The 20394-nt window shown below is 65.7% G+C and carries 20 protein-coding genes and 1 riboswitch; of the genes, 6 read left to right on the forward strand and 14 right to left on the reverse strand.

Features of this window, described 5'->3' with window-relative positions; translation table 11 throughout:
- Positions 1-108 precede the first annotated feature (108 nt).
- Entirely contained in the window at positions 109-426 is a 318-nt protein-coding gene (locus ACTHQS_RS05765) for a DUF1905 domain-containing protein (protein ID WP_440166892.1), read from the forward strand.
- Here the strand turns inward: ACTHQS_RS05765 and ACTHQS_RS05770 are convergent.
- From ACTHQS_RS05770 to ACTHQS_RS05795, 6 genes are all read right to left on the reverse strand, one after another.
- Entirely contained in the window at positions 423-1631 is a 1209-nt protein-coding gene (locus tag ACTHQS_RS05770; RefSeq protein ID WP_440166894.1) for an O-succinylhomoserine sulfhydrylase, read from the reverse strand. The genes ACTHQS_RS05765 and ACTHQS_RS05770 overlap by 4 nt on opposite strands.
- Complete coding sequence (locus tag ACTHQS_RS05775; protein ID WP_440166895.1) at positions 1632-2042, reverse strand: rhodanese-like domain-containing protein; 411 nt, start codon at positions 2040-2042, stop codon at positions 1632-1634.
- Positions 2039-2314 carry a DUF1737 domain-containing protein gene (locus ACTHQS_RS05780; protein ID WP_440166897.1) on the reverse strand — a complete coding sequence of 92 codons (276 nt, stop codon included), beginning with the start codon at positions 2312-2314 and terminating at the stop codon, positions 2039-2041. The genes ACTHQS_RS05775 and ACTHQS_RS05780 overlap by 4 nt, the downstream gene beginning before the upstream one ends.
- 13 nt (positions 2315-2327) lie before the next feature.
- A riboswitch (SAM riboswitch) is annotated at positions 2328-2443 on the reverse strand.
- A gap of 225 nt (positions 2444-2668) precedes the next feature.
- Positions 2669-2923 carry a hypothetical protein gene (locus tag ACTHQS_RS05785; RefSeq protein ID WP_440166898.1) on the reverse strand — a complete coding sequence of 85 codons (255 nt, stop codon included), beginning with the start codon at positions 2921-2923 and terminating at the stop codon, positions 2669-2671.
- 240 nt (positions 2924-3163) lie between these two features.
- Positions 3164-3628, reverse strand: coding sequence for a pyridoxamine 5'-phosphate oxidase family protein (locus ACTHQS_RS05790; protein ID WP_440166900.1), 465 nt, complete (start codon positions 3626-3628; stop codon positions 3164-3166).
- A gap of 59 nt (positions 3629-3687) precedes the next feature.
- Complete coding sequence (locus ACTHQS_RS05795) at positions 3688-4614, reverse strand: aminodeoxychorismate lyase (RefSeq protein WP_440166902.1); 927 nt, start codon at positions 4612-4614, stop codon at positions 3688-3690.
- A 94-nt stretch (positions 4615-4708) separates the two neighbouring features.
- On the opposite strand from ACTHQS_RS05795, the gene cls reads away from it, so the two are divergent.
- Entirely contained in the window at positions 4709-6184 is a 1476-nt protein-coding gene (gene cls / locus ACTHQS_RS05800; protein WP_440166904.1) for a cardiolipin synthase, read from the forward strand.
- A 21-nt stretch (positions 6185-6205) separates the two neighbouring features.
- Here the strand turns inward: cls and ACTHQS_RS05805 are convergent, their stop codons facing one another.
- The 7 genes from ACTHQS_RS05805 to ACTHQS_RS05835 all read right to left on the reverse strand — a co-directional run bounded on the left by ACTHQS_RS05805 (position 6206) and on the right by ACTHQS_RS05835 (position 12734).
- A complete protein-coding gene (locus tag ACTHQS_RS05805) occupies positions 6206-7477 on the reverse strand; it encodes a multidrug effflux MFS transporter (protein WP_440166905.1) in 1272 nt (423 codons plus the stop codon).
- A gap of 146 nt (positions 7478-7623) precedes the next feature.
- On the reverse strand, positions 7624-9726 hold the full coding sequence (pabB, locus tag ACTHQS_RS05810; protein WP_440166907.1) for an aminodeoxychorismate synthase component I: 2103 nt from the start codon (positions 9724-9726) through the stop codon (positions 7624-7626).
- A 55-nt stretch (positions 9727-9781) separates the two neighbouring features.
- Positions 9782-10315 (reverse strand): low molecular weight protein-tyrosine-phosphatase, encoded by a 534-nt coding sequence (locus ACTHQS_RS05815; protein ID WP_440166909.1) that lies wholly within the window; start codon positions 10313-10315, stop codon positions 9782-9784.
- A 145-nt stretch (positions 10316-10460) separates the two neighbouring features.
- On the reverse strand, positions 10461-11084 hold the full coding sequence (locus tag ACTHQS_RS05820; protein ID WP_440166911.1) for a LysE family transporter: 624 nt from the start codon (positions 11082-11084) through the stop codon (positions 10461-10463).
- A gap of 53 nt (positions 11085-11137) precedes the next feature.
- Positions 11138-11530, reverse strand: a complete 393-nt coding sequence (locus ACTHQS_RS05825) for a type II toxin-antitoxin system VapC family toxin (protein WP_440166913.1) — start codon at positions 11528-11530, stop codon at positions 11138-11140.
- Positions 11527-11826, reverse strand: coding sequence for a type II toxin-antitoxin system Phd/YefM family antitoxin (locus ACTHQS_RS05830; RefSeq protein ID WP_440166915.1), 300 nt, complete (start codon positions 11824-11826; stop codon positions 11527-11529). The genes ACTHQS_RS05825 and ACTHQS_RS05830 overlap by 4 nt, the downstream gene beginning before the upstream one ends.
- A gap of 89 nt (positions 11827-11915) precedes the next feature.
- Positions 11916-12734 (reverse strand): methyltransferase domain-containing protein, encoded by an 819-nt coding sequence (locus tag ACTHQS_RS05835; protein ID WP_440166917.1) that lies wholly within the window; start codon positions 12732-12734, stop codon positions 11916-11918.
- Between the two features lie 124 nt (positions 12735-12858).
- Between ACTHQS_RS05835 and ACTHQS_RS05840 the strand changes: the two genes are divergently transcribed.
- Positions 12859-14910 carry a phytase gene (locus tag ACTHQS_RS05840; RefSeq protein WP_440166919.1) on the forward strand — a complete coding sequence of 684 codons (2052 nt, stop codon included), beginning with the start codon at positions 12859-12861 and terminating at the stop codon, positions 14908-14910.
- A gap of 81 nt (positions 14911-14991) precedes the next feature.
- Here the strand turns inward: ACTHQS_RS05840 and ACTHQS_RS05845 are convergent, their stop codons facing one another.
- Positions 14992-15498: a MarR family winged helix-turn-helix transcriptional regulator gene (locus ACTHQS_RS05845; RefSeq protein ID WP_440166920.1), complete on the reverse strand. Its 507-nt coding sequence runs from the start codon at positions 15496-15498 to the stop codon at positions 14992-14994.
- A gap of 209 nt (positions 15499-15707) precedes the next feature.
- Here ACTHQS_RS05845 and ACTHQS_RS05850 point away from each other — a divergent pair, with 209 nt between their 5' ends.
- From ACTHQS_RS05850 to dnaK, 3 genes are all read left to right on the forward strand, one after another.
- Positions 15708-17909, forward strand: a complete 2202-nt coding sequence (locus tag ACTHQS_RS05850) for an MMPL family transporter (protein ID WP_440166922.1) — start codon at positions 15708-15710, stop codon at positions 17907-17909.
- Positions 17910-17993: 84 nt separating this feature from the next.
- On the forward strand, positions 17994-18290 hold the full coding sequence (locus tag ACTHQS_RS05855) for a hypothetical protein (RefSeq protein ID WP_440166924.1): 297 nt from the start codon (positions 17994-17996) through the stop codon (positions 18288-18290).
- Positions 18291-18524: 234 nt separating this feature from the next.
- Positions 18525-20393: a molecular chaperone DnaK gene (gene dnaK, locus ACTHQS_RS05860; protein WP_440166926.1), complete on the forward strand. Its 1869-nt coding sequence runs from the start codon at positions 18525-18527 to the stop codon at positions 20391-20393.
- Position 20394 lies beyond the last annotated feature (1 nt).

Genomic DNA, 20394 nt, shown 5'->3' on the forward strand with positions numbered 1-20394 from the left:
TTCAAGCCTGCCATCTCAACCTTTCCGGTGGCGGCGCAACTGGCGCCCGGCGGCAGTTGGATCAGGAAACCATGGCGCCCGCCAGCCGGCCGTGGCATACTCTGGCGCGTGACGCCGTCGTACGCCTTTCAAGCTGAACTCTGGTTGTACCAGGGTGAGGCGGGATGGCATTTCCTCACCCTGCCCGCGGAGGTTGCTGACCAGATCGCGGAAATCAGCCCCGCAGCGCGCAAAGCGTTCGGCTCTGTAAAGGTCACGGCGGAAGTCAAGGGCCACGTATGGCAGACGTCGCTGTTCCCCGACAGTAAAAGCGCCTCGTACCTGCTGCCCGTCAAGAAAGCCGTCAGGGACAAGGCACACCTCAGCGCCGGTGACAGCGTACAAGTCCAACTGGACATCGAGCCGGACTCTTCCCCACCCAGCTAGATCTGCTTCAGTGCCTGTTCCAGGTCGCGGATGAGGTCGTCCGGGTCCTCGAGGCCCACCGAGAGCCGGACCACGCCGTCAGTCAGGCCGATGGCTGCGCGCCCCTCCGGACCCATCGCGCGGTGGGTAGTGGTGGCGGGGTGCGTGATCAGGGACTTGGCATCACCGAGGTTGTTGGAAATATCGATGATCCGCAGCCCGTCCAGCAGCGCGAAGGCCGCTTCCTTGCCTGAGCGTCCCCCGGATGAAGCAAGCTCGAAGGTAAGGACCGTGCCGCCGGCGCTCATCTGCTTTGCCGCGAGCTGGTACTGCGGGTGCGACTTCAGGAGCGGATACTTCACCCAGCCCACCGCCGGCTGTTCCTCCAGCCACTCGGCAAGCCGCAGCGCGGTGGCCGACGAGTGGCTGACCCGCAGGCCCATGGTCTCCAGACCCTTGGTCAGCACCCAGGCGTTGAAAGCCGAAAGCGCTGGGCCGGTGTGCCGCATCAACTGCTTCACTGGTCCCTCGATGAATTCCTTGGTGCCCAGGATGGCGCCGCCCATCACCCTGCCCTGCCCGTCAATGTGCTTGGTGCCGGAGTAGACGATGACGTCGGCGCCGAGGTCACCGCAGCGCTGCAGCAGGGGAGTGGCAAAGACGTTGTCCGCCACCACGGTGGCCCCGGCCGCATGCGCCAGTTCACTGACGGCAGCGATGTCCACGATCTCCTGCATGGGGTTTGACGGGGACTCGAAAAAGACGGCGGTGGTGGGCTTGGAGAGGGCTTCGCGCCACTGGTCCAGGTCCGGTCCGTCCACGAAGACCGTCTCCACACCCCAGCGGGGCAGGATCTCGTTCAGGATCACAAAGCACGAGCCGAACAGCGAGCGGGCCGCCACCACACGGTCGCCGGCAGCCAGCAGGGCGCCCAGCGCGGTGAATACCGCAGACATGCCCGACGCCGTCGCGAAGCATGCTTCGGTGCCTTCCAGCAGCCTGAGCCGCTCCTGGAAGGTGGCCACGGACGGGTTGCCGTAGCGGGAGTAGACAAAGCGCTCGTCCTCGCCGGTGAACGCGCGTTCGGCTGCCGCCGCGGATTCGTACACGAATCCGGAGTTCAGGAAGATGGCCTCGGACGTTTCCTGGAAGTTGCTGCGGTCCAGGCCTCCACGGACTGCCTGGGTATCGGGGCTCCAGCCGGCGGCGTCTGGGTTTAAGGTCACTTAGTTCTTTCCGAGGTTGGTGGGCAGGCCGCGGTTCTTCCAGCCATTGACGGTGCGTTCGCCGTAGCGGTCCGGTTCGCCTTCGAAGCCCTCCAGCACGCTGTAGGCGGTGAAGCCGGCCTGGGTGGCTGCAGCTGCCGCGGCAATGGACCGCTGGCCGGACCGGCACAGGAACAGCAGTTCCGCGCCCGGATCCTCCGGCGCCTGCTCCTTGAGGTCCTTGACGAAGTCGGGGTTGGGGATGCCACCAGGGAAGGTCCACTGGATGAAGAGGGGATCGTTGTCCGTGGCTTTGGTGTCCGGGATGCCGATGTGGGCCCATTCGCCCTCGGTGCGGACGTCCACCAGGACGGCACCCTGCTCCAGCTTGGCCCATGCTTCCTGGGGCGTCAGGTCTCCGGCGTAGCTCATGCGTGGCCCTCGCCGTCGAACTCGCCTTCAAATTCGGCATCCAGCTTGTCCACCGCGGTGGCCACGGCGGCATCGGCTGAGGCGATCGCGGCCGGAAGGACAATGGCCTGCGCCACGATCACGGTGGTGCCGTTGAAGGTTGCTGCCGGGCTGCCGTGCAGCACATAGCCGTCGGCGAGTGCAGCGGAGATCCGCTCACAGAATTCACGGTTGTCCGCGCCGGTAATCAGGCGGTAGGACAGTCTTTCGTCAGGGGCGGGTGCGTCGGACACGACGGATCTCCTTCTTTCACGTTTGCAGCTCGAATCGGTCGATATGCCGAGTATTCACCTGAGGCACCCCGCCGCGAAAGGGAGGGTTGCCGACCGGCAAGTCAGGGCTTGGCACCGGTACTCATTACTCCCCAAAAAAATAACACCTGCCGCGCCCGGCCGCATCGCCGCCGTCGTCATGTTCCGTAACTGAGCCCCAGTCGGACCGCCGGTGACACGGCACGAGCAGCGCCGCAGGTCAAAAAGTCCTTACCCGAGGCCGCCTCAGGGCATGAAAAATGCTGCGGCACAAAAGTGCCACAGCATGTAATCGTCTGCCGCCGGTTACCCGGGGCGCTGGAAGTCCGGAGCGCCTTAAACGAGGCGCGGGTAGCTGCTGAGGATGTAGTCCGCGGCGGCCGGTCCTTTCATGCGCAGTCCGTTATGCCGGACCGAAACCTTGTGCTTCATGGCAGCCCAGAAGCTGGACTCGTTGCCCGTGGGCTGTTCGTTGACGAAGCACCAGCTGGTGTACAGCCCGTAAAGGCGGTCGCGGTCGAGGCTGGATTCCGAGGCGTGGTCTGCGTAGGTGGCTTCGTGGAGGAAAAGATCAAACTGCGAATTGGCCATGATGGCGTCCCTTCGCTCGGTGCGTGGTGCCGCCGGTAGGCTGCAGCGGCGAACCTCGATGCCCTGCACAAAGTGGCAAAGGATTATGTAGGCGCATCCCTCAGATTTCGGGGGAAGCCCAAGCCCTCTCACCAACTTGTCTACGATGTAGACTTTACCCGGAGACAAGATATGAGGCAACCGTCCCACTTAAAGATGGAGCGGGCCAGGTGTTTGGGAAACGTGCTTGCCCGGGCGGCACTATTCGAAGGATGCCCGGCGCCGGTCCTGCAGGCGGGTGTTCCAGACGTCCGGCCGGTTCACCCGGAACCGTCGCCCCGTGAGGGCTTTGGCGTTGAGCCTGATGTAGTTGGCCTTTTCGCCTGGCTGCCACGGTTCCAGGCCAAGCCTGTCCACGGCATCCTTCACGCCCTGGTCCTCGAGGATCTCGGTTTCGCCCCGCACCACCACACTCCATGCCTGTTCCGAGGCGGGGTCATAGCCGTCGATCTCCAGTGCCGCCGGCCGTTCCATCCGTGCACCCCAAAGCTTTGATCCGGGCGCCGTGCGGAAGACGATGCTGCGCAGGTGGACAGCGTAGTTCACGGGGAAGATCTCAGGATGTTCATCCACCACGATGGCAAGCCTGCCCACGGTGTCGTTGTCGAGGAGTTCCCAGCAGTCGTCGAAGGACAGGTTTTCAATCGGCAGGTTTCGCGAGTCCATGGTCCACACCTTACGGGTGATGCCGGAGCGGGAAAAGGGATTGCGCCGCTTGACGCGGACTAGTGGATGCCGGCGAAAAGTTCACTCAACTCGGCGGTCAGTTCCTTCTGGATGGACGGGGTGCCGATTTCCTTGCCGTCGATCCGGTTCACGGGGGCCAGCAGGCGGACGCTGGAGATCAGCCAGACCGCGTCGGCGTCCGTGAGGTCCCGGGGCTCCAGCGGACCGTAGCCCAGTTCCCAGCCCGCCGCCTTGGCGGCGGCGAAGAGGGCGCCCTGCGATGTTCCGGCCAGAATGCCGCTGTCCAGCTGCGGGGTGATGAGACGCTTCACTGTTGTGCCGTCGTCGGACTTTTCCACATGCGCAAGCAGCACGGTGGAGGTGGGGCCCTCCAGCACGCGACCATCAGAGGACAGAAAGATGACGTCGTCGGCGCCCTGTTTGTGGGCATGGCGCAGCGCGGCCATGTTGACGGCGTAGGAGAGCGTCTTGGCGCCCAGGAGCAGCCACGGCGCCCGTTCGGCCACATCACTGTCGTAACCCCGGTCAAGGAGGATGACGTCGATGCCCGTTTCCCGCTGCCGGCGGCCGGCAGCCCCGGCCGGCGACGCCTGCACCCAGGCCGTGGGCGCTGCGCCTTCCACGCCGCGGGTCACCACCAGTTTGACCACCAGTTCATCGGCGGCGGCGTCTGCCGGCGGGTTCTCGGATCGGTGCCGTGCAACCGCAGCCGCAATAACGCGCCGCCACGCGTCCTGGTCCGGGATGACCAGGTCCAGCGCCGCGGCGGAGCCCCCAAGCCGGTCCAGGTGGGCCTGCATCTTCCGCACCGTTCCACCCACGGCCAGCATGGTTTCGAAGACGCCGTCGCCGCGGGTGACCCCGAGGTCGGTGACCAGCAGCTGGGGTTTGGTGGCATCGGCCACCCTGCCGTCGGGGAAAGCGGGATCGAGGAAGGCGAGAACCACGGGGGCTGGTGAGGTCATGGCACCAGCTTAGTGCTGTACCGCGGATAAGCTGGGCGGAGTGCACCGGCCGGAAGCCGTCCTCCGGAGCCCAATCTCCCCGGGGGTTTTAGACGTGTTGTGGCCTTTCTCGCTTGCCGGCACCGCGCCGACGTGGGTGGTGGTGCTCCTGGGCTTCGCCGACCTGGCCATCCGGATCCTGGCGCTGGGCATCATCCCCGGCAACCGGCGCCCCACCACCGCCATGGCCTGGCTGCTGGGCATCTTTTTCATTCCGTTCGTGGGCATTGTGCTGTTCCTGCTGTTCGGCAATTTCCGGTTGTCCAGCCGCCGGCGGGCACAGCAGCAGCTGGTCAATGAGCGCGTGCAGGCCGGCATCACCGCGCTTTCCGATGTTGAAAGTGACTACCCGGGTCCGGAATGGGTGAAGTCCGCTGCTGAACTGAACCGCACCCTGGGTTCCCTGCCCATGGTGGACGGCAACTCCGTGGACCTCATTCCGGGCTACCCCGATTCCATCCTGGAGATGACCAAGGCGGTGCGGAAGGCGAAAAAGTTCGTCAACGCCGAGTTCTACATCATGAGTTCGGACCATGTCACCAACGACCTGCTCACGGCGATGGAGGAAGCCGCCGAACGGGGAGTGGAGGTGCGGCTCCTGTTCGACCACATCGGAACCCTGCGCATCAAGGGGTACCGGAAGCTGCTCAAACGCCTCCGCGCCGGCAAGATCCAGTGGAAGCGGATGCTGCCGCTCCTGCCCATCCATGGCCAATGGCGCCGGCCTGACCTGCGAAACCACCGCAAGATCATGGTGATCGACGGCGAAATCGCCTTCACGGGTTCGCAGAACCTGATCGAGCCCTCCTACAACAACCCCCGGCACCGCAAGGCAGGCCGAGAATGGGTGGAACTGATGGCATGCCTGCGCGGCCCCATCGTGACCACCCTGAACGTCGTCTTCGCCACCGACTGGCTCAGCGAGACCGACGAGTCGCTGGAACACCAGCTGCAGCTCCCGGCCAACCCGGAACCCGGCCACGTCACGGCCCAGGTGGTGCCCAGTGGCCCCGGCTTCATCACGGAAAACAACCTCCGGCTCTTCAACACCCTCATCTATTCGGCCCAGCACCGGATCTCCATCTGCAGCCCCTACTTCGTGCCGGACGACTCACTGCTCTACGCCATCACCACCGCTGCCCAGCGCGGCGTGGATGTGGAACTGTTCGTCTCCGAGAAGGGCGACCAGTTCCTGGTCCACCACGCGCAGCGGTCCTACTACGAGGCGCTCCTTGAGGCCGGTGTGCGGATCTACCTGTACAAGGCCCCGTTCGTGCTGCACGCCAAGCACTTCACCATCGATGACGAGGTGGCCGTCCTGGGCTCCAGCAACATGGACATGCGGTCCTTCTCGCTGAACCTGGAGGTGTCAGTGATGCTGCTGGGGGAGGACATCGTGAACAAGATGCGGGCAGTGGAGGACACCTACCGGGACATCTCCCATGAGCTCAAACTCGCGGACTGGCTCAACCGGCCCCTCGCCGCACGGTACGTGGACAACGTGGCCCGGCTGACGGCCACGGTTCAATAACAAGTCCAGCCCCCGCTGCGGCTAGTCTTCGGCACTGACCCGCCGGCCGTCGTCGTGCTCCGCGTGCTCAGGCCAGCCGCCCTTCCGGTAGGCGGGCGTCCCTAAGGCAAGCACCAGCACCGCCACGGTGCAGCTGCCGATCATGACGGTGACCATCGACAGGGAATTCCCGCCCAGCAGTCCCACCAGGGGGCTCACCAATCCCGCGACGCCGGACTGCAGGGCGCCGATGACTGCCGCCGCCGTTCCCGCCATGTGGCCGTAGTTGTGCAGGGCCAGCACGGAGGCGTTCGCCGGGATCATCCCCTGGGCTGACAGGACCAGCCACAGGCCGGCCACCAGGCCGATCGGGCCCCCGGCGCCCGTGGCAACCACCGCCAGCAGCACCAGGGCCAGGCCCAACTGGACCAGCAGGGCGGTGCGCAGGAGACGGACCGGCGGGAACTTGCGGACCAGGGCGGCATTGAGCTGGGCCGAGAGGACAAGCGCTGCGCCGTTGAGGGCGAACACGAGGGCGAACTGCTGGGCGGTAAAGCCGTATTCGTTCTGGAAGACGAAGGGTGAGCCCACCACGTAGCTCATGATCAAGGCGAGCCCCAGTCCGGGGATCACGGCCAGGGCCATGAAGTGCCTGTCCCGCAGCAGCGACCAGTAAGCGCCCGCCACGTGGCGGGGGTGGCCCGGGCTGCGGCTGTCCTCCGGCAGGGTTTCCGGCATGAACTTCCAGACGATTGCCACCAGGACCACGCCGATGAGCGCCAGTGCATAGAAGACGGCGCGCCAGTCCCAGAGCGCGGCGATGGCCTGGCCCACGGTGGGGGCCAGGAGCGGGGCAACGCCGATGACCAGCATGAGCCGGGACAGCAGCTGCGCGGCGGCGGAACCGACGAAGCGGTCACGGATCACTGCGAGAGCCACCACGGCAGCGGCGGCGTTGAAGAAGCCCTGCAGGACCCGCAGCCCTGTCAGCGTTTCGATGTTCGGCGTGATGGAACACAGCAGCGAGATGGCCACGTGCAGGGAGATGCCGATGAGCAGCGGCAGCCGCCGTCCGAACCGGTCCGAGAACGGACCGATCACCAGCTGGCCGAGCCCGCCCCCTACGAGGGTTCCGGACAACGTCAGCTGGACAGCGGTCTGGGTGGTGCGGAGATCGGCCTCCACAGCGGGCAGCGAGGGCAGGTACATGTCCGTGGTGAGGGCCGGAAGCGCGGCCAGCGCACCAAGCATGAGGACGTACTTGGCGCTGCGCGGTGCCTTGCTGGTGTTCTGGGGAGGGGAGAGGTCCGTCACGCGGCATACCTAACTTGTGGGGAAAGCACCCAGGGTTGGGTCCGCCGCATGGCTTGAGCGGTTCAGCTGAGGTCAGGGGCGTACCCCCGGCCGCTTCTTTCTAAACGGGTGTCCGCAGTGTGGATGCGCCGTCCTCCCGGATTGCGTCAGTCTTCCGGGAAAACGGCGCCCAGGGTGGAAAGCACCCCGTAGGCCTTGGTCCTGATTTCCTCGTATTCGTCGTCCGGCACCGAGTCCGAGGTGATGGCACCGCCGACGCCGAGCGACAGCTCAGCCGTTCCGTCACCGGCCGTGCTGATCACCAGCGTCCTGATGGCGACGGCGAGGTCGGCCGCCCCGTTGAGCGACAGATAGCCGATGGCACCGGAATAGAGTCCACGCGGCCCAGCCTCCAGGTGGTCCAGGATGGCCATGGTGCTGATCTTGGGCGCGCCCGTCATGGAACCGGCGGGGAAGCACGCGGCTACCGCCTCTGCCCTCGGTGCGCCGGGGAGGAGGCGGGCGTCGATGGTGCTGACCATCTGGTGGACCGTGGCGTAGCTTTCGATGGCGCAGAGCCGGCTGACCGTCACGGAGCCGGGCTCCGCAAAGTGGCTGAGATCGTTGCGCAGCAGGTCCACGATCATGATGTTCTCGGCCCGGTCCTTCAGCGAGGTGGCCAGCTCCTCGCGCAGCCGGCTGTCCTCCTGCGGGTCAGCAGCCCGGCGCCGGGTGCCCTTGATCGGCTCGGCGCGCATGCCGCCGTCGGACGCGATCTTCAGGAACCGTTCCGGCGAGGTGCTGGCCAGGGCGAGGTTCCCCAGCCGGAGGTAGCTGGCGAACGGGGCGGGGTTCCTGCGGCGCAGCGCCAGGTAGGCGGTCCATGGATCCACCGAACCGGCCGGGACCCGGGCTTCGAGCGTGGTGGTCAGGCAGACCTCATAGGTGTTTCCCTGGGCGATTTGATGCTGGGCAGCGGCGATTTTTTCCCGGTACTGTGCGCCCGTGTCGCGGCTGCGGAATGCGGGAGGTACAGGAAGTACGACGCCGGTGCTGCCGCCGGCTTGCGCTGCCGGGCCACCCGCCGGCTGTCCTCCGGCGCTCGCGGTTTCGACAGCTTCCCGGGCCTGCGCCAGCCAGTTCACGGCGTCGGGGGCCTCAAGGGCCAGGAGCCAGGCTGCGCCTTCGGTATGGTCCAGGACCACGGCCCGGCCGGCGAAGACCAGGGCAGCGTCCGGGGTGGGGGCAGGCAGGTCGCTGCCGCCGGTTTCGCGTTTCAGCTCGTAGCCCAGGCAGCCGAGCCAGCCCAGGGTGAATTCGGAGGGATAGCCGTCGGGGGTGCGTACGGCCCTGCGGCCCCAGACGGTGTCCAGCCAGCGGAAGAAGGGGCCGGGGACCTTGGCAGTGGCGGAGCCTGCGCTGATCAGGCTCACCCCCGAACGGTGCGTCACGAACTGCCCGAAGGTGCCGGCGTCGTCCGCCATGATGCTGAACCGGCTGCGCTCGGCGGCAGTCCGCGCCGCCGGGTCTGCACTGCTTTCTCCCCGGCTGTCCGGCAAGCTGCCCGCGTTGGAGGAGTCCAGCCACACTGCATTGGGGGAAGTTCCGTACAGCGACTGGAACAGTGCCGGTGCGTCGGGGAAAGCGTCCACGCGCTCGGCATGGAGCCGAAGGCCGCGGCGTGCGGACAGTTCCGGGGCCAGGGCAGGCGCCAGGGCCGGCAGGTAGGGGAGGAGCTTCAGCAGGTCCCCCGGGGCTGATCCGTCGGCGAGGTTTTGGACGCGAAGGTCTGCGTGGCCCGGTACGTCGTCCCGGCCCAACCACTCTTCCTCCTGGGCGCCCCATTGGTCCCAGTAAGGCTCATAGGTTGCGCCGTCGCGGTCCAGCGCCCGCGTACGGCGGACGTCGTCCGGGGACTCGGCCCAGATCACCGCGCCAAGCATGGGCCGGGCAGCCTCCGCGGCGGCCCCCACTCCCTCCACGATGACGATCTCTGCAGGCAGCGTGACCCGGGCGTCGCCGTCGTAATGGTGCTCCCAGTCCCAGCTGGTCCAGGTGGCCGCCTCGCCGCGGCTCAGCGGAGTGAGGACAGCGGTGACATAGCGCTCCACGCCGGCCGCCAGGCCGTCCCACCCCGGGTAGATGTCCTCAAGGTGGAACAGCGAGACCTTGTGGTGGGCGCGGAGCCGGGCCGCAAGTTCGACGGCAAGGGTGGTCTTCCCTGCGCCGGAGCGCCCGTCGATGGCGATGATGACGGGGGCTGGGCTCATGGACTAGAGCGTACCGTTTTCCGTACCCGCGCCGCTTGTATTCAGCGCTCCGCAGCTAGTGCGGTTGCAGTTGCGTGTTCTGCAGGACGGCTGCCTTGATGTGGTGGACCAGGCCCGGCAGCGCCGTGTGGATCTGGTGCCAGACAGCGTCGAAATCCGCATGCCCGCCGTACCAGGGGTCCTCGATGCCCTGGTCCAGCCGGTCCCTGTCCGCCATGGCGGGATCGAAACTGCGGAGCATCCGGATTTTGTCCAGGGATTCCTGGTCCGGGGCGGCTTCGCTCAGCCAGGCGTAGTGGTCGATGTCCAGTGCCAGGATCAGGTCGCGCTCGCGGAACCACTCCGGCTCCCACTCTCGGGCCACGTGATGTTCCGATGCCAGCTGGGTCACGGCCAGGCGGCGGGCCGCGCGGGGATCGATGGGACGCCCAGCCTCGTACCCGGTGATGCCGGCGGAGTCCACCTTCACCAGCCCGTCCAGGCCCTCGCGTTCAAGCGCTGCCTGGAGCATGAGCTCGGCCATGGGGGACCGGCAAATGTTGCCCGTGCAGACAGTGATGACGCGGTATGCGCTCGACGTTGAGGTCATGGGACTAAGCATGCGCGCTCCGGGCACCTTTGGCTAGCCGCCGGTTCACAAAGTTTTACAGGCTTGTAAAGATGCATTACTCGGTCTGAAAGGGGTACAAGAAATGATGGTGTAAACGCGCGGAACCCTTGAATGCATCCGCCTGTCAGTGGATCAGGGCCAGCAGGATGCCCACGCCCACGAACAGGACGCCAAACACCTTGCTGAGGACTCCTTGGCCCCGTTCGGTGCTGGTGAACCGCTGGAAGGACCGTGCTGCTGCGGCAAAGAAGAACCACATCACCACGATGTCGATCGCCACGATGGTGGCAGTGAGAATGGCGTACTGCGTGAACAGCGGCTGGTCGGGCCGGATGAACTGGGGAGTGAAGGCCAGGAAGAACACGATTGCCTTCGGGTTCAACAGGTTGACCCAGAACCCACGCCTGAAAATGGACCAGGCGGGCTCGTGGCGGAGGATGGCTGCCTGCTCCTGCGCCACAGTGGGTTTGCTGAGGAACTGGCGGACGCCCAGGTACACCAGGTAAGCCGCGCCGGCGTAGCGGATCACGTTGAAGGCCACGGGGGAACTCGCCACCAGCACGCCAACGCCCAGGGCCACAATCAGGACGTGCACAATGAGGGCCGCCTGCTGGCCCAGGATTCCCCAGATGGACCGGCGGAAGCCGGCATTGAGGGAGTTGCTCATGGTGTTGATGGCCCCGGCACCCGGGGTGAAGCTGATCAGGACGCCGGCGCCCGCCAGGGCCAGCCACAGGGAAAATTGCACTGATCAATCTTACGGCCAAGCCCAGCTGTTCCACGGCGGGGCGTCCTGGACCCTTACCAGAGCGTGGGAACGGGTTCGAAGGCCCGGAGATCGTCGTCGGCGGTGACGAGCGTGAACCCTTCCACCATGGCCTGGGCCGCCAGCATCCGGTCAAACGGGTCTTTGTGATCCCAGTCCAGCTGTCCTGCGGCAAGGGCGTGGGGTGCGCTTATGCTGATCTCCGAGGCGTAGAGGTGGGCAATCTGCCGTCCGAAGCTGGTGACGATCGCAGCCCCGGAGGGGAGCTTTCCCTGCCGGTGTTTATAAGACAGCTCATAGGCTGTCACCGGGGAGACGAAGACCTGGTTTTCGAGTTTCGTGATGGCATTCCTGGCTTTGGATGAAAGCTTCCTGGGCTCGGCGATCGCCCAGAGGAACACATGGGTGTCCAGCAGCAGCTGCGTCACTCGGCAGCTCCCATTTCGTCGTCAGTCCAAGGGTCATAGAATTCATCGGGAATCTGCAGCGGCGCAAGGAAGCCCAGCTCCCGCCTGGAGGGCCGCTCTATTTTGACCAGCCGTGCAACGGGTCTGCCGGACTTTGCTATGACCACATCCTCACCGCGTTCCACAAGGTTCAACAGCTCGGAAAGGCGCGTTTTGGCTTCCTGGACGTTGTATTGTCCCATGTTGACCAAGTCTACTTGGTCAACCTCCACCGCAATAGGTTCTGACCAGTAGTCGTTGTCGCCGTAGTACGTCATATCCCGACGCTACGTCGGTCCCATTCGCGCAGGAAGGGCGGGCGCAGGCTATGTGGACAACCCTCAGGCTATGTGGACAACCCTGGGAATCAGGCCCGCGCGATGACCTCGCCATTGGGGATCAGGAACCAGCCGTCGTCCGTGGAGCCCCAGCGGTGCCAGCCCGCTGAGATCCGGGCAAGGTCGGCCGGGTTGGCGAATCCGTACTCAAGCGCCTGCTCGGCGAAGGCCGAATGCAGCACCCTTTCACCCCAGACGCGTGCCTGCCAGCGGCGCTGCTGCGCCGTGGCGTAAAGCCAGTTGCTGCTGGTGGGCGCGACGTCGGTGAACCCCGCAGCCTGTGCCCAGCTGACCAGCCGCCGCCCGGCGTCGGGCTCCGCCCCGTTGCGGCGGGCAATCCGCTGGTACAGGTCCATCCACTCGTCCAGCTCGGGAACGTCGGGGTACCAGCTCATGCCATGGAAGTCGGCGTCGCGGACAGCCACGATGCCGCCCGGCTTCGCCACCCGCCGCATCTCCCGGAGCGCCTCGACGGGGTCCGTCAGGTGCTGCAGCACCTGGTGGGCGTGGACGACGTCGAACGTCTCGTCCGGGAAGTCCAGGTCGTAAATGTTGCCCGCCACGAATTCCACGTTGGGCACTTCGCGTTCGACGGCGAGCGCCTGGGCCTGGGCCACGATGTCCGGTGAGCGGTCCAGGCCGGTGACCTTGCCGGGGCTGACCAGGGCGGCGAAGTCGCAGGTGATGGTGCCGGGCCCGCATCCGACGTCGAGCAGCGTGGACCCGGGCGTGAGGTACGGGAGGACGAACGCCGCGGAATTTTCGGCGGTCCTGGCGGCATGGGCGCGGACCACCGATTCGTGGTGGCCGTGCGTGTAAACGTCATCTTCAGGCTGCTGCGCACTCATAACCAAACGCTACCAACGTCTCGTCAAACCCCGTAGGGGGCCCGGTTAGGGAGGGTGGAAAACCCCGTACCCGCGGTTAAAAGACCGGCATACGCTGTGCGGCATCAAGCTTTGGGAGGACAGGGTGACAATCACATCCAAGTTCGTTTCCGCGCTGACGGCGGCGGGGCTGCTCGCTGGGCTGTTCGTGGGGCTCAATGCCCAGGTGGCGAACGCGGCTGTGGCACAGGTGGGCGCCACGGTCGAAACTGCCCCGGTGCACGGCACGGGGGATGCCGCGGATGACGCCGCGGTCTGGATCCATCCCACAGATCCGTCCAAGAGCACCACCATCGGAACTGACAAGAGCACTGACGGGCACGGGCTGGTGGTCTACGACCTCTCAGGCAAGGAATTGTTCTACTACCCGGACGGACGGATGAACAACGTCGATGTCCGCTACAACTTCCCCCTGGGCAGCAGCAAAGTCGGGCTGGTCGGTGTCACCAACAGGGTCCGCAGCCTGGACTTCTACAAGGTCAACGAGTCGGACCGCTCGCTGACGAAGGTGGGCAGTTTCGCACCCACCTCAAATATTGCTACGCCCCGCGGGTTCTCCTTCTACCACTCGCCGACCACCGGAAAGTACTTCGCATACGTCACCGACGTCGGCAAAGTGGAACAGTGGGAACTTGACGGTTCCACCGGGTCCGTCACCGGCAAGCTGGTGCGCAGCTGGACGGTGAGTGGTCCGGCCCACACCGAGGGCCTCGTAGCCGATGATGAGATGAACCGGCTGTACATAGCCCAGGAGGACATCGGGGGGATCTGGCGCTTCGGCGCGGAGCCAGGCGACTCGACAACCGGAACCAAGGTGGTCAGCACCACCGAGAACGGCGGCGACATCGTCCAGGACATCAAGGGCATCAGCATCTACTACGGCAGCGGAGGCGCGGGGTACCTGCTGGCCGCGAGCCAGGGCTCCAACCGGTTCCACGCCTATGCCCGGGATGACAACAGGCCGCTGGGAGCTTTCGCCATTCCCACCGCGAACGGGATCGACGCCGTGACCGGGATGGACGGGATAGACGTCACCAACTTCGGGGTGGGCGGTCCCTTCCCCCAGGGCTTCTTCGTTACGCAGGACACCAGCAACGACACCGGTAAACAGAACTTCAAGGTGGTGCCCTGGCAATCCATTGCTGCAGCATACTCGCCCGCGTTGCTCGTCGACCCCGCCTACGATCCACGCAGGATCGGGGCAGGATCCACGCCGACGCCCGATCCCACCACGCCTCCGCCCGGCGACACCGTGCCCCCTGAAACAACCATCACTTCGGGGCCGGCTGCAACGACAACGTCCACGAGTGCGTCCTTCGCCTTCACGTCGAGTGAAGCCAATTCCACGTTCCAATGCAGCCTGGACAGCGCCGCACGCGTCAACTGCACCTCACCCCAGGCCTACACCGGGCTGTCCGCCGGGTCCCACACCTTCAACGTCTGGGCCAAGGACGCGGCGGGGAACACCGATGCCACGGCTGCCACCCAGACCTGGAGCATCAGCGCCGGCGACACGGGCGGCGGCACCGGCACGATTACCCGCGGGGCGGTCAGCCAGGCCGTGAACACCGCAACGAGTACCACGCTTACCATCCCCAAACCGGCCAATGTGGCCGAAGGTACCCTGATGGTCAGCTGTGTTGCCCTGAATGGCGGCACCGTCACGGCGACGGGTGCTCCGGCCGGCTGGACACGGCTGGCTGCGGCGACCAGCATCGCGAATCCGAAGGTTTACGGTTTCTACAAGGTGGCCACCGCCGCCGAGCCGGCCAGCTATTCCTGGACGACGACTTCGACGACGAGCGGCGGGGGTATCGCCACTTATTCCGGCGCGGCCGGGCTTGACACCGCTGCCACCACCGCGGCCGGAGCGGCAGCGTCGTCGGGCACCGTCCCGGCAGTGACCACCACAACCGCGAACGCGATGCTCGTCGGATGCATGAGCGTCAACTCCGGCTCAGTGACCCTCACCTCGCCGGCGGGGATGACCCAGGCAATCGAAACCGGCGCACGCCGGTTCGAAGTTGCCGACGGCGTCCAGGCAGCCGCGGGACCGGGCGGTGCGAAGACGTGGACGTTCAGTGCCGCCCGCGAGTGGGCCGGATGGCTGGTGGCGGTTCGACCCAAAGCACCGTAATCCCGCCGCGCTGTTGCCAGCGCAGGAGGGCCGTCCTGGATGCTCCGGTACGGCCCTCCTGCTGTGCCGGCGGATGCTGGATCACGCCCCGGCGGATTCGGTCCTTGCAGCTACGGTGGCGTCGATCATTGCCGTCATGAACCGCGTGACAGTCTCCAGTTCCTCTTCGGAGAACGCGGCCAGGGCGCTGCCCATGTGCTGGGCGAGTGGTGCAAAGATGGCCCCGCCCTCCTGGAATGCCTTGGGGGTCATTTTCAGCTGGACCTGCCGCCGGTCCGTGCTGTGCCGCTCACGAACAACATGTCCTGAACTGTCCAGCCGGTCGATCAGCGCCGTCGTGGCGGGGGAGCTCAGGTTCAACTCCTTGCGCAGCAGGCCGGGCGTCACCACGTTGCCCCGTGCGGTGTGCCGCATGATCACGGCCAAGGCGTTCATGTCCGTGCGGTGCATGTCCTTCCGCTCTCCGGCAGCATCCACGTACCGGTTCGCCTCAAGAGTGAACTCCTGCAGGATCCTGAGCAGGGGGTGGCCGAACTCCCGTCCTGCCGGTGCCGAGGGGGATGGGTCCGGAACACTGTTAGCCGCCATCTCCACCTCCCGTTGTCCGGTTGCAGCGCGTTGCTGCCCAAGCGTCCTGACGGATATTACTCCAGCCAAGGTCCAGGAGGCGGCCGACTGCTCCCCGGCGACCTGCTGCCGGGTCAAACCAAAAAAGCTTGACTGGCACTTATCTCTGTCATGGAGATAATCTATGCTGGAACAAATACTACTCCTCCTGCTCACCCACGGAAGGCATCATGAAACGCACAAAAGTTGGCAGGGAACTTGTCCCGTTCTGGCTGCGCTGGCTGGTCCCCGTTGTCCTGGTGCTGGCCTGGCTGGGGCTGGCCGGGGTTGGTGGGCCCACCTTCGGCCGCTTGGACGAGGTGTCGTCCAATGACCAGGCATCCTTCCTGCCCGCCAGCGCCGAGGCAACGGAAGCCCAGGACTGGCAGGCGAGGTTCCGCGACTCGGATGAGGTTCCCGGCATTATCCTCATCGAGAAAAACGAGGTTTTCACGCCCCAACAGCTGGGCGGACTGGCCACCCTCAAAGCCGACCTTGAGAAGCTCAAACTGGGCAGCACCGTCATCGGTCCGATTCCGTCCAAGGACGCCAAGGCCGTCCAGTTCGTGGTCCCCATCGGATCCTCGACTGAGGTCAAGGACGCAGTGAAGGAGCTCCGGGACACCGTGAAAGAGGCTGCCCCTGAGGGGGCCCAAACCTTCGTCACCGGCCCCGCTGGACTGGCGGCAGACCTTACCGCGGCCTTCGGCGGCATTGACGGCATCCTCCTCCTCGTGGCCCTGTCCGCCGTGTTCGTGATCCTGCTGATCGTTTACCGGTCCCTGCTGCTGCCGATCATGGTGCTGCTGACCTCGGTGTTTGCCCTCTGCGCAGCCATCCTGCTGGTGTTCGGCATGGCCAAGGCCGGCTGGATCCAGCTCAACGGCCAAAGCCAGGGCATCCTCTCCATCCTGGTGATCGGCGCCGCCACGGACTACGCACTGCTCTTCGTGGCCCGCTTCCGCGAGGCGCTCACCCACACCGCCAACCGCACAGCCGCCGTCCTGACCGCCTGGAAAGCCTCCTTTGAGCCCATCCTGGCTTCCGGCGCCACCGTGATCATCGCCCTGCTGTGCCTGCTCTTCTCCGACCTGAACTCCAACAAGGCCCTGGGCCCGGTGGCCGCCGCCGGCATCCTGTGCGCCCTCTTCGCCGCGCTCACCCTGCTGCCCGCCCTCATGGCGCTGCTGGGCCGGGCCGCGTTCTGGCCGTTCCGGCCCAAGCTCCTCCCTGCGGATGAGCGCGAACCTGAGCTGGTCACCGGACTGGAAGGCCAGAAGGGTCTGTGGCGGGCCACCGGGTCGCTGGTCTCGCGGCGCCCCCGGACCGTGTGGGTTGCCTCCGTCCTCCTGCTCCTCGTTGCCGCAGGCGGCCTGTTCCAGCTGAAAGCCAACGGCGTGCCGCAGACGGACGTCATCCTCACCGCCTCGAACGCGGTGGACGGCCAGGATGCGCTGGCCCGCCACTTCGACGCAGGCAGCGGCAGCCCCGCCGTCGTGGTTGCAGACCAGGGCAAGGCGGCGGAGGTGCTGGACAAGGTGAAAGCGGACGACGGCGTGGGCGAGGCTTACCTGCTGGGCCCCGGCAGCGTGCCCATCACCGGAGCCCCCGGCGCACCCAGCGCCCCGGACGTCCGGGACGGGAAGGTGCTGATCAACGCCACCCTGAACGATGCCGCCGACTCACTGGAGGCGGAGGAAACCATCAAGGCCCTGCGCACCGAGGTGAAGGCCGTTGATCCCGGTGCCCTGGTGGGTGGCGTAACTGCTACAGCGCTCGACACCAACACCACGGCCCAGCACGACCTGGTGGTCATCATTCCGGTTGTCCTGGTGGTGATCCTCTTCATCCTGATGCTGCTGCTGCGCTCCATCGTGGCCCCGGTCCTGCTGGTGCTCTCCGTGGTGGTGTCCTACGCAGCCGCGCTGGGAGTCTCGGCCTTCGTGTTCAACAACCTCTTCGGCTTTCCGGGAGCTGACGCCACCGTTCCGCTGTTCGGCTTCGTCTTCCTGGTGGCCCTGGGCGTGGACTACAACATCTTCCTGATGAGCCGGGTCCGCGAGGAATCGCTCAAGCACGGCACCCGGCCCGGCATCCTGCGCGGCCTGGTGGTGACCGGCGGCGTCATTACCTCGGCCGGCGTGGTGCTGGCCGCAACCTTCGCCGCCCTTGGCGTCATCCCGATCATGTTCCTGGTGCAGCTGGCCTTCATCGTGGCGTTCGGCGTCCTGCTGGACACCGTGCTGGTGCGCTCGCTGCTGGTGCCGGCCCTGGCCTACGACATTGGACCGAAGATCTGGTGGCCCAGCAAGCTGGGGCGGACGGACGGCGGGAACGCCGTGCAGCCGCGGAAGCCCGGCGTCGAGCCCCTGGAAGAGGTTCCCAGCAGATGATCCCTGCCCTGTTGGTGCGTGCAGCCCGTCGATAGACTGCCAGTGCGCCCCTACGGACGCCGAGCCTCGAAGGAGAGATGCACCATGACTGAGAATCCTGAAGTTGCAGCCGAGGAACCCCGCAAGGGCAGCAGTGCGCCCGGACTGGAGGGGGAGGGCGGCCAGTATGTGGACGGCGACTACGGCGACGCCGGCACCATCAACGAACCCGAACGCGATGCCGCTGACGGGGAATACGAAGAAGGCGACTACGGCGATGCCGGCGCTGCCGGTGGTGCCCGTACGGAGCGCGCCATCCGGGAGGGGCTCACCGGCGGGCAGGTCCAGGCGACGGACGAGGAGCGCGGACCGCTCCATGGTGACCGGAATACGGAACGGTAAGTAGCCCGGCAGGCACGTTCTCGCATAGCGAACGTGCCTGCCGGCGTCGTATATTTGCGCCCTGATCCGCGGGAATTCAAGGAGTGCCGAGGTTATTTCTGACCATTGCACGCAAAGTTGAGCGTCCTTCACTCAACTTTGGATTGACATCGTTGGCGCCCTGAGTAGAGTTGAGTGCAGAACGCTCAATGCTTAGGGCGCCAGCCAGTTTCCAAGGAAAGAAGGAAGCAACACATGTCACGTGCAGTAGGTATCGACCTCGGAACCACCAACTCCGTCGTCTCCGTTCTCGAAGGTGGCGAGCCCACCGTTATTGCCAACGCCGAGGGTGGCCGCACCACGCCGTCCGTCGTTGCATTCTCCAAGTCCGGCGAGGTCCTGGTTGGTGAAATCGCCAAGCGCCAGGCCGTCAACAACATCGAGCGCACCATCGCTTCGGTCAAGCGCCACATGGGCACCGACTGGAAGGTGGACATCGATTCCAAGAAGTACACCCCGCAGGAAATCTCCGCGCGTATCCTCATGAAGCTGAAGAACGACGCCGAGTCCTACCTGGGTGAAAAGGTCACCGACGCGGTCATCACCGTCCCGGCCTACTTCAACGACGCCGAGCGCCAGGCCACCAAGGAAGCCGGCGAAATTGCAGGCCTGAACGTCCTGCGCATCGTCAACGAGCCCACCGCCGCAGCACTCGCCTACGGTCTGGACAAGGGCAAGGAAGACGAACTCATCCTGGTCTTCGACCTCGGTGGCGGTACCTTTGACGTCTCCCTGCTGGAAGTGGGCAAGGACGAAGACAACTTCTCCACCATCCAGGTCCGCGCCACGGCCGGTGACAACCGCCTCGGCGGCGACGACTGGGACCAGCGGGTTGTTGACTACCTGCTGAACCAGCTCAAGGTGAAGGGCATCGACCTCTCCAAGGACAAGATCGCCCTGCAGCGCCTCCGCGAAGCAGCTGAGCAGGCCAAGAAGGAACTCTCCTCCTCCTCCAGCACCAACGTCTCCCTCCAGTACCTCTCCGTCACCCCCGACGGCCCGGTCCACCTGGACGAGCAGCTGACCCGTGCCAAGTTCCAGGACCTCACCAAGGACCTGCTGGAGCGCACCAAGAAGCCCTTCCACGACGTCATCAAGGAAGCCGGCATCAAGCTCTCCGACATCAACCACATTGTGCTGGTCGGCGGTTCAACCCGTATGCCCGCCGTCTCCGAGCTGGTGAAGGAACTGGCCGGCGGCAAGGAGCCCAACAAGGGCGTCAACCCGGACGAGGTCGTGGCCGTGGGTGCAGCCCTGCAGGCCGGTGTGCTGAAGGGCGAGCGCAAGGACGTCCTCCTCATCGACGTGACCCCGCTGTCCCTCGGCATCGAGACCAAGGGCGGCGTGATGACGCACCTGATCGAGCGCAACACCGCCATCCCCACCAAGCGGTCCGAGACCTTCACCACGGCGGATGACAACCAGCCGTCCGTGGCCATCCAGGTCTTCCAGGGCGAGCGCGAGTTCACCCGGGACAACAAGCCGCTGGGCACGTTCGAGCTGACCGGCATCGCCCCGGCACCGCGCGGCGTTCCCCAGGTTGAGGTCACCTTCGACATCGACGCCAACGGCATTGTCCACGTCTCCGCGAAGGACAAGGGCACCGGCAAGGAACAGTCCATGACCATCACCGGTGGCTCCAGCCTCTCCAAGGAAGACATTGACCGCATGGTCCGTGACGCCGAGGAGCACGCAGCCGAGGACAAGGCCCGCCGCGAGGCCACCGACACCCGCAACACCGCCGAACAGCTGGCCTACTCCGTGGACAAGCTGATCGCCGACAACGCGGACAAGCTGCCCGAAGAGGTCAAGACCGAGGTCCAGGCCGACGTCGACGCCCTCAAGAAGGCCCTCGAAGGCACCGACGATGCCGCTGTGAAGTCCGCGTTCGAGAAGCTTCAGGCTTCCCAGACGAAGCTGGGCGAGGCCATCTACTCCCAGCCCGGTTCGCCGGACGGCGCAGCCGCTCCCGGCGCTGAGGGTGCCTCCGGAGCTTCGGCAGGGTCCTCGGACGAGGACATCGTCGACGCCGAGATCATCGACGAAGACGAAGCGAAGAAGTAAC

This window comes from Arthrobacter sp. SAFR-044 (assembly GCF_051965175.1).
Lineage (GTDB): Bacteria > Actinomycetota > Actinomycetes > Actinomycetales > Micrococcaceae > Arthrobacter.

Coding starts and splice junctions, on each gene's coding strand:
- ACTHQS_RS05785 (WP_440166898.1), bottom strand. CDS start 2,923: ATGGCCAATTCGCAGTTTGATCTTTTCCTCCACGAAGCCACCTACGCA.
- pabB (WP_440166907.1), bottom strand. CDS start 9,726: ATGAGCCCAGCCCCCGTCATCATCGCCATCGACGGGCGCTCCGGCGCA.
- dnaK (WP_440166926.1), top strand. CDS start 18,525: ATGTCACGTGCAGTAGGTATCGACCTCGGAACCACCAACTCCGTCGTC.
- ACTHQS_RS05775 (WP_440166895.1), bottom strand. CDS start 2,042: ATGAGCTACGCCGGAGACCTGACGCCCCAGGAAGCATGGGCCAAGCTG.
- ACTHQS_RS05855 (WP_440166924.1), top strand. CDS start 17,994: ATGACTGAGAATCCTGAAGTTGCAGCCGAGGAACCCCGCAAGGGCAGC.
- ACTHQS_RS05850 (WP_440166922.1), top strand. CDS start 15,708: ATGAAACGCACAAAAGTTGGCAGGGAACTTGTCCCGTTCTGGCTGCGC.
- ACTHQS_RS05795 (WP_440166902.1), bottom strand. CDS start 4,614: ATGACCTCACCAGCCCCCGTGGTTCTCGCCTTCCTCGATCCCGCTTTC.
- ACTHQS_RS05835 (WP_440166917.1), bottom strand. CDS start 12,734: ATGAGTGCGCAGCAGCCTGAAGATGACGTTTACACGCACGGCCACCAC.
- ACTHQS_RS05845 (WP_440166920.1), bottom strand. CDS start 15,498: ATGGCGGCTAACAGTGTTCCGGACCCATCCCCCTCGGCACCGGCAGGA.
- ACTHQS_RS05815 (WP_440166909.1), bottom strand. CDS start 10,315: ATGACCTCAACGTCGAGCGCATACCGCGTCATCACTGTCTGCACGGGC.
- ACTHQS_RS05830 (WP_440166915.1), bottom strand. CDS start 11,826: ATGACGTACTACGGCGACAACGACTACTGGTCAGAACCTATTGCGGTG.
- ACTHQS_RS05790 (WP_440166900.1), bottom strand. CDS start 3,628: ATGGACTCGCGAAACCTGCCGATTGAAAACCTGTCCTTCGACGACTGC.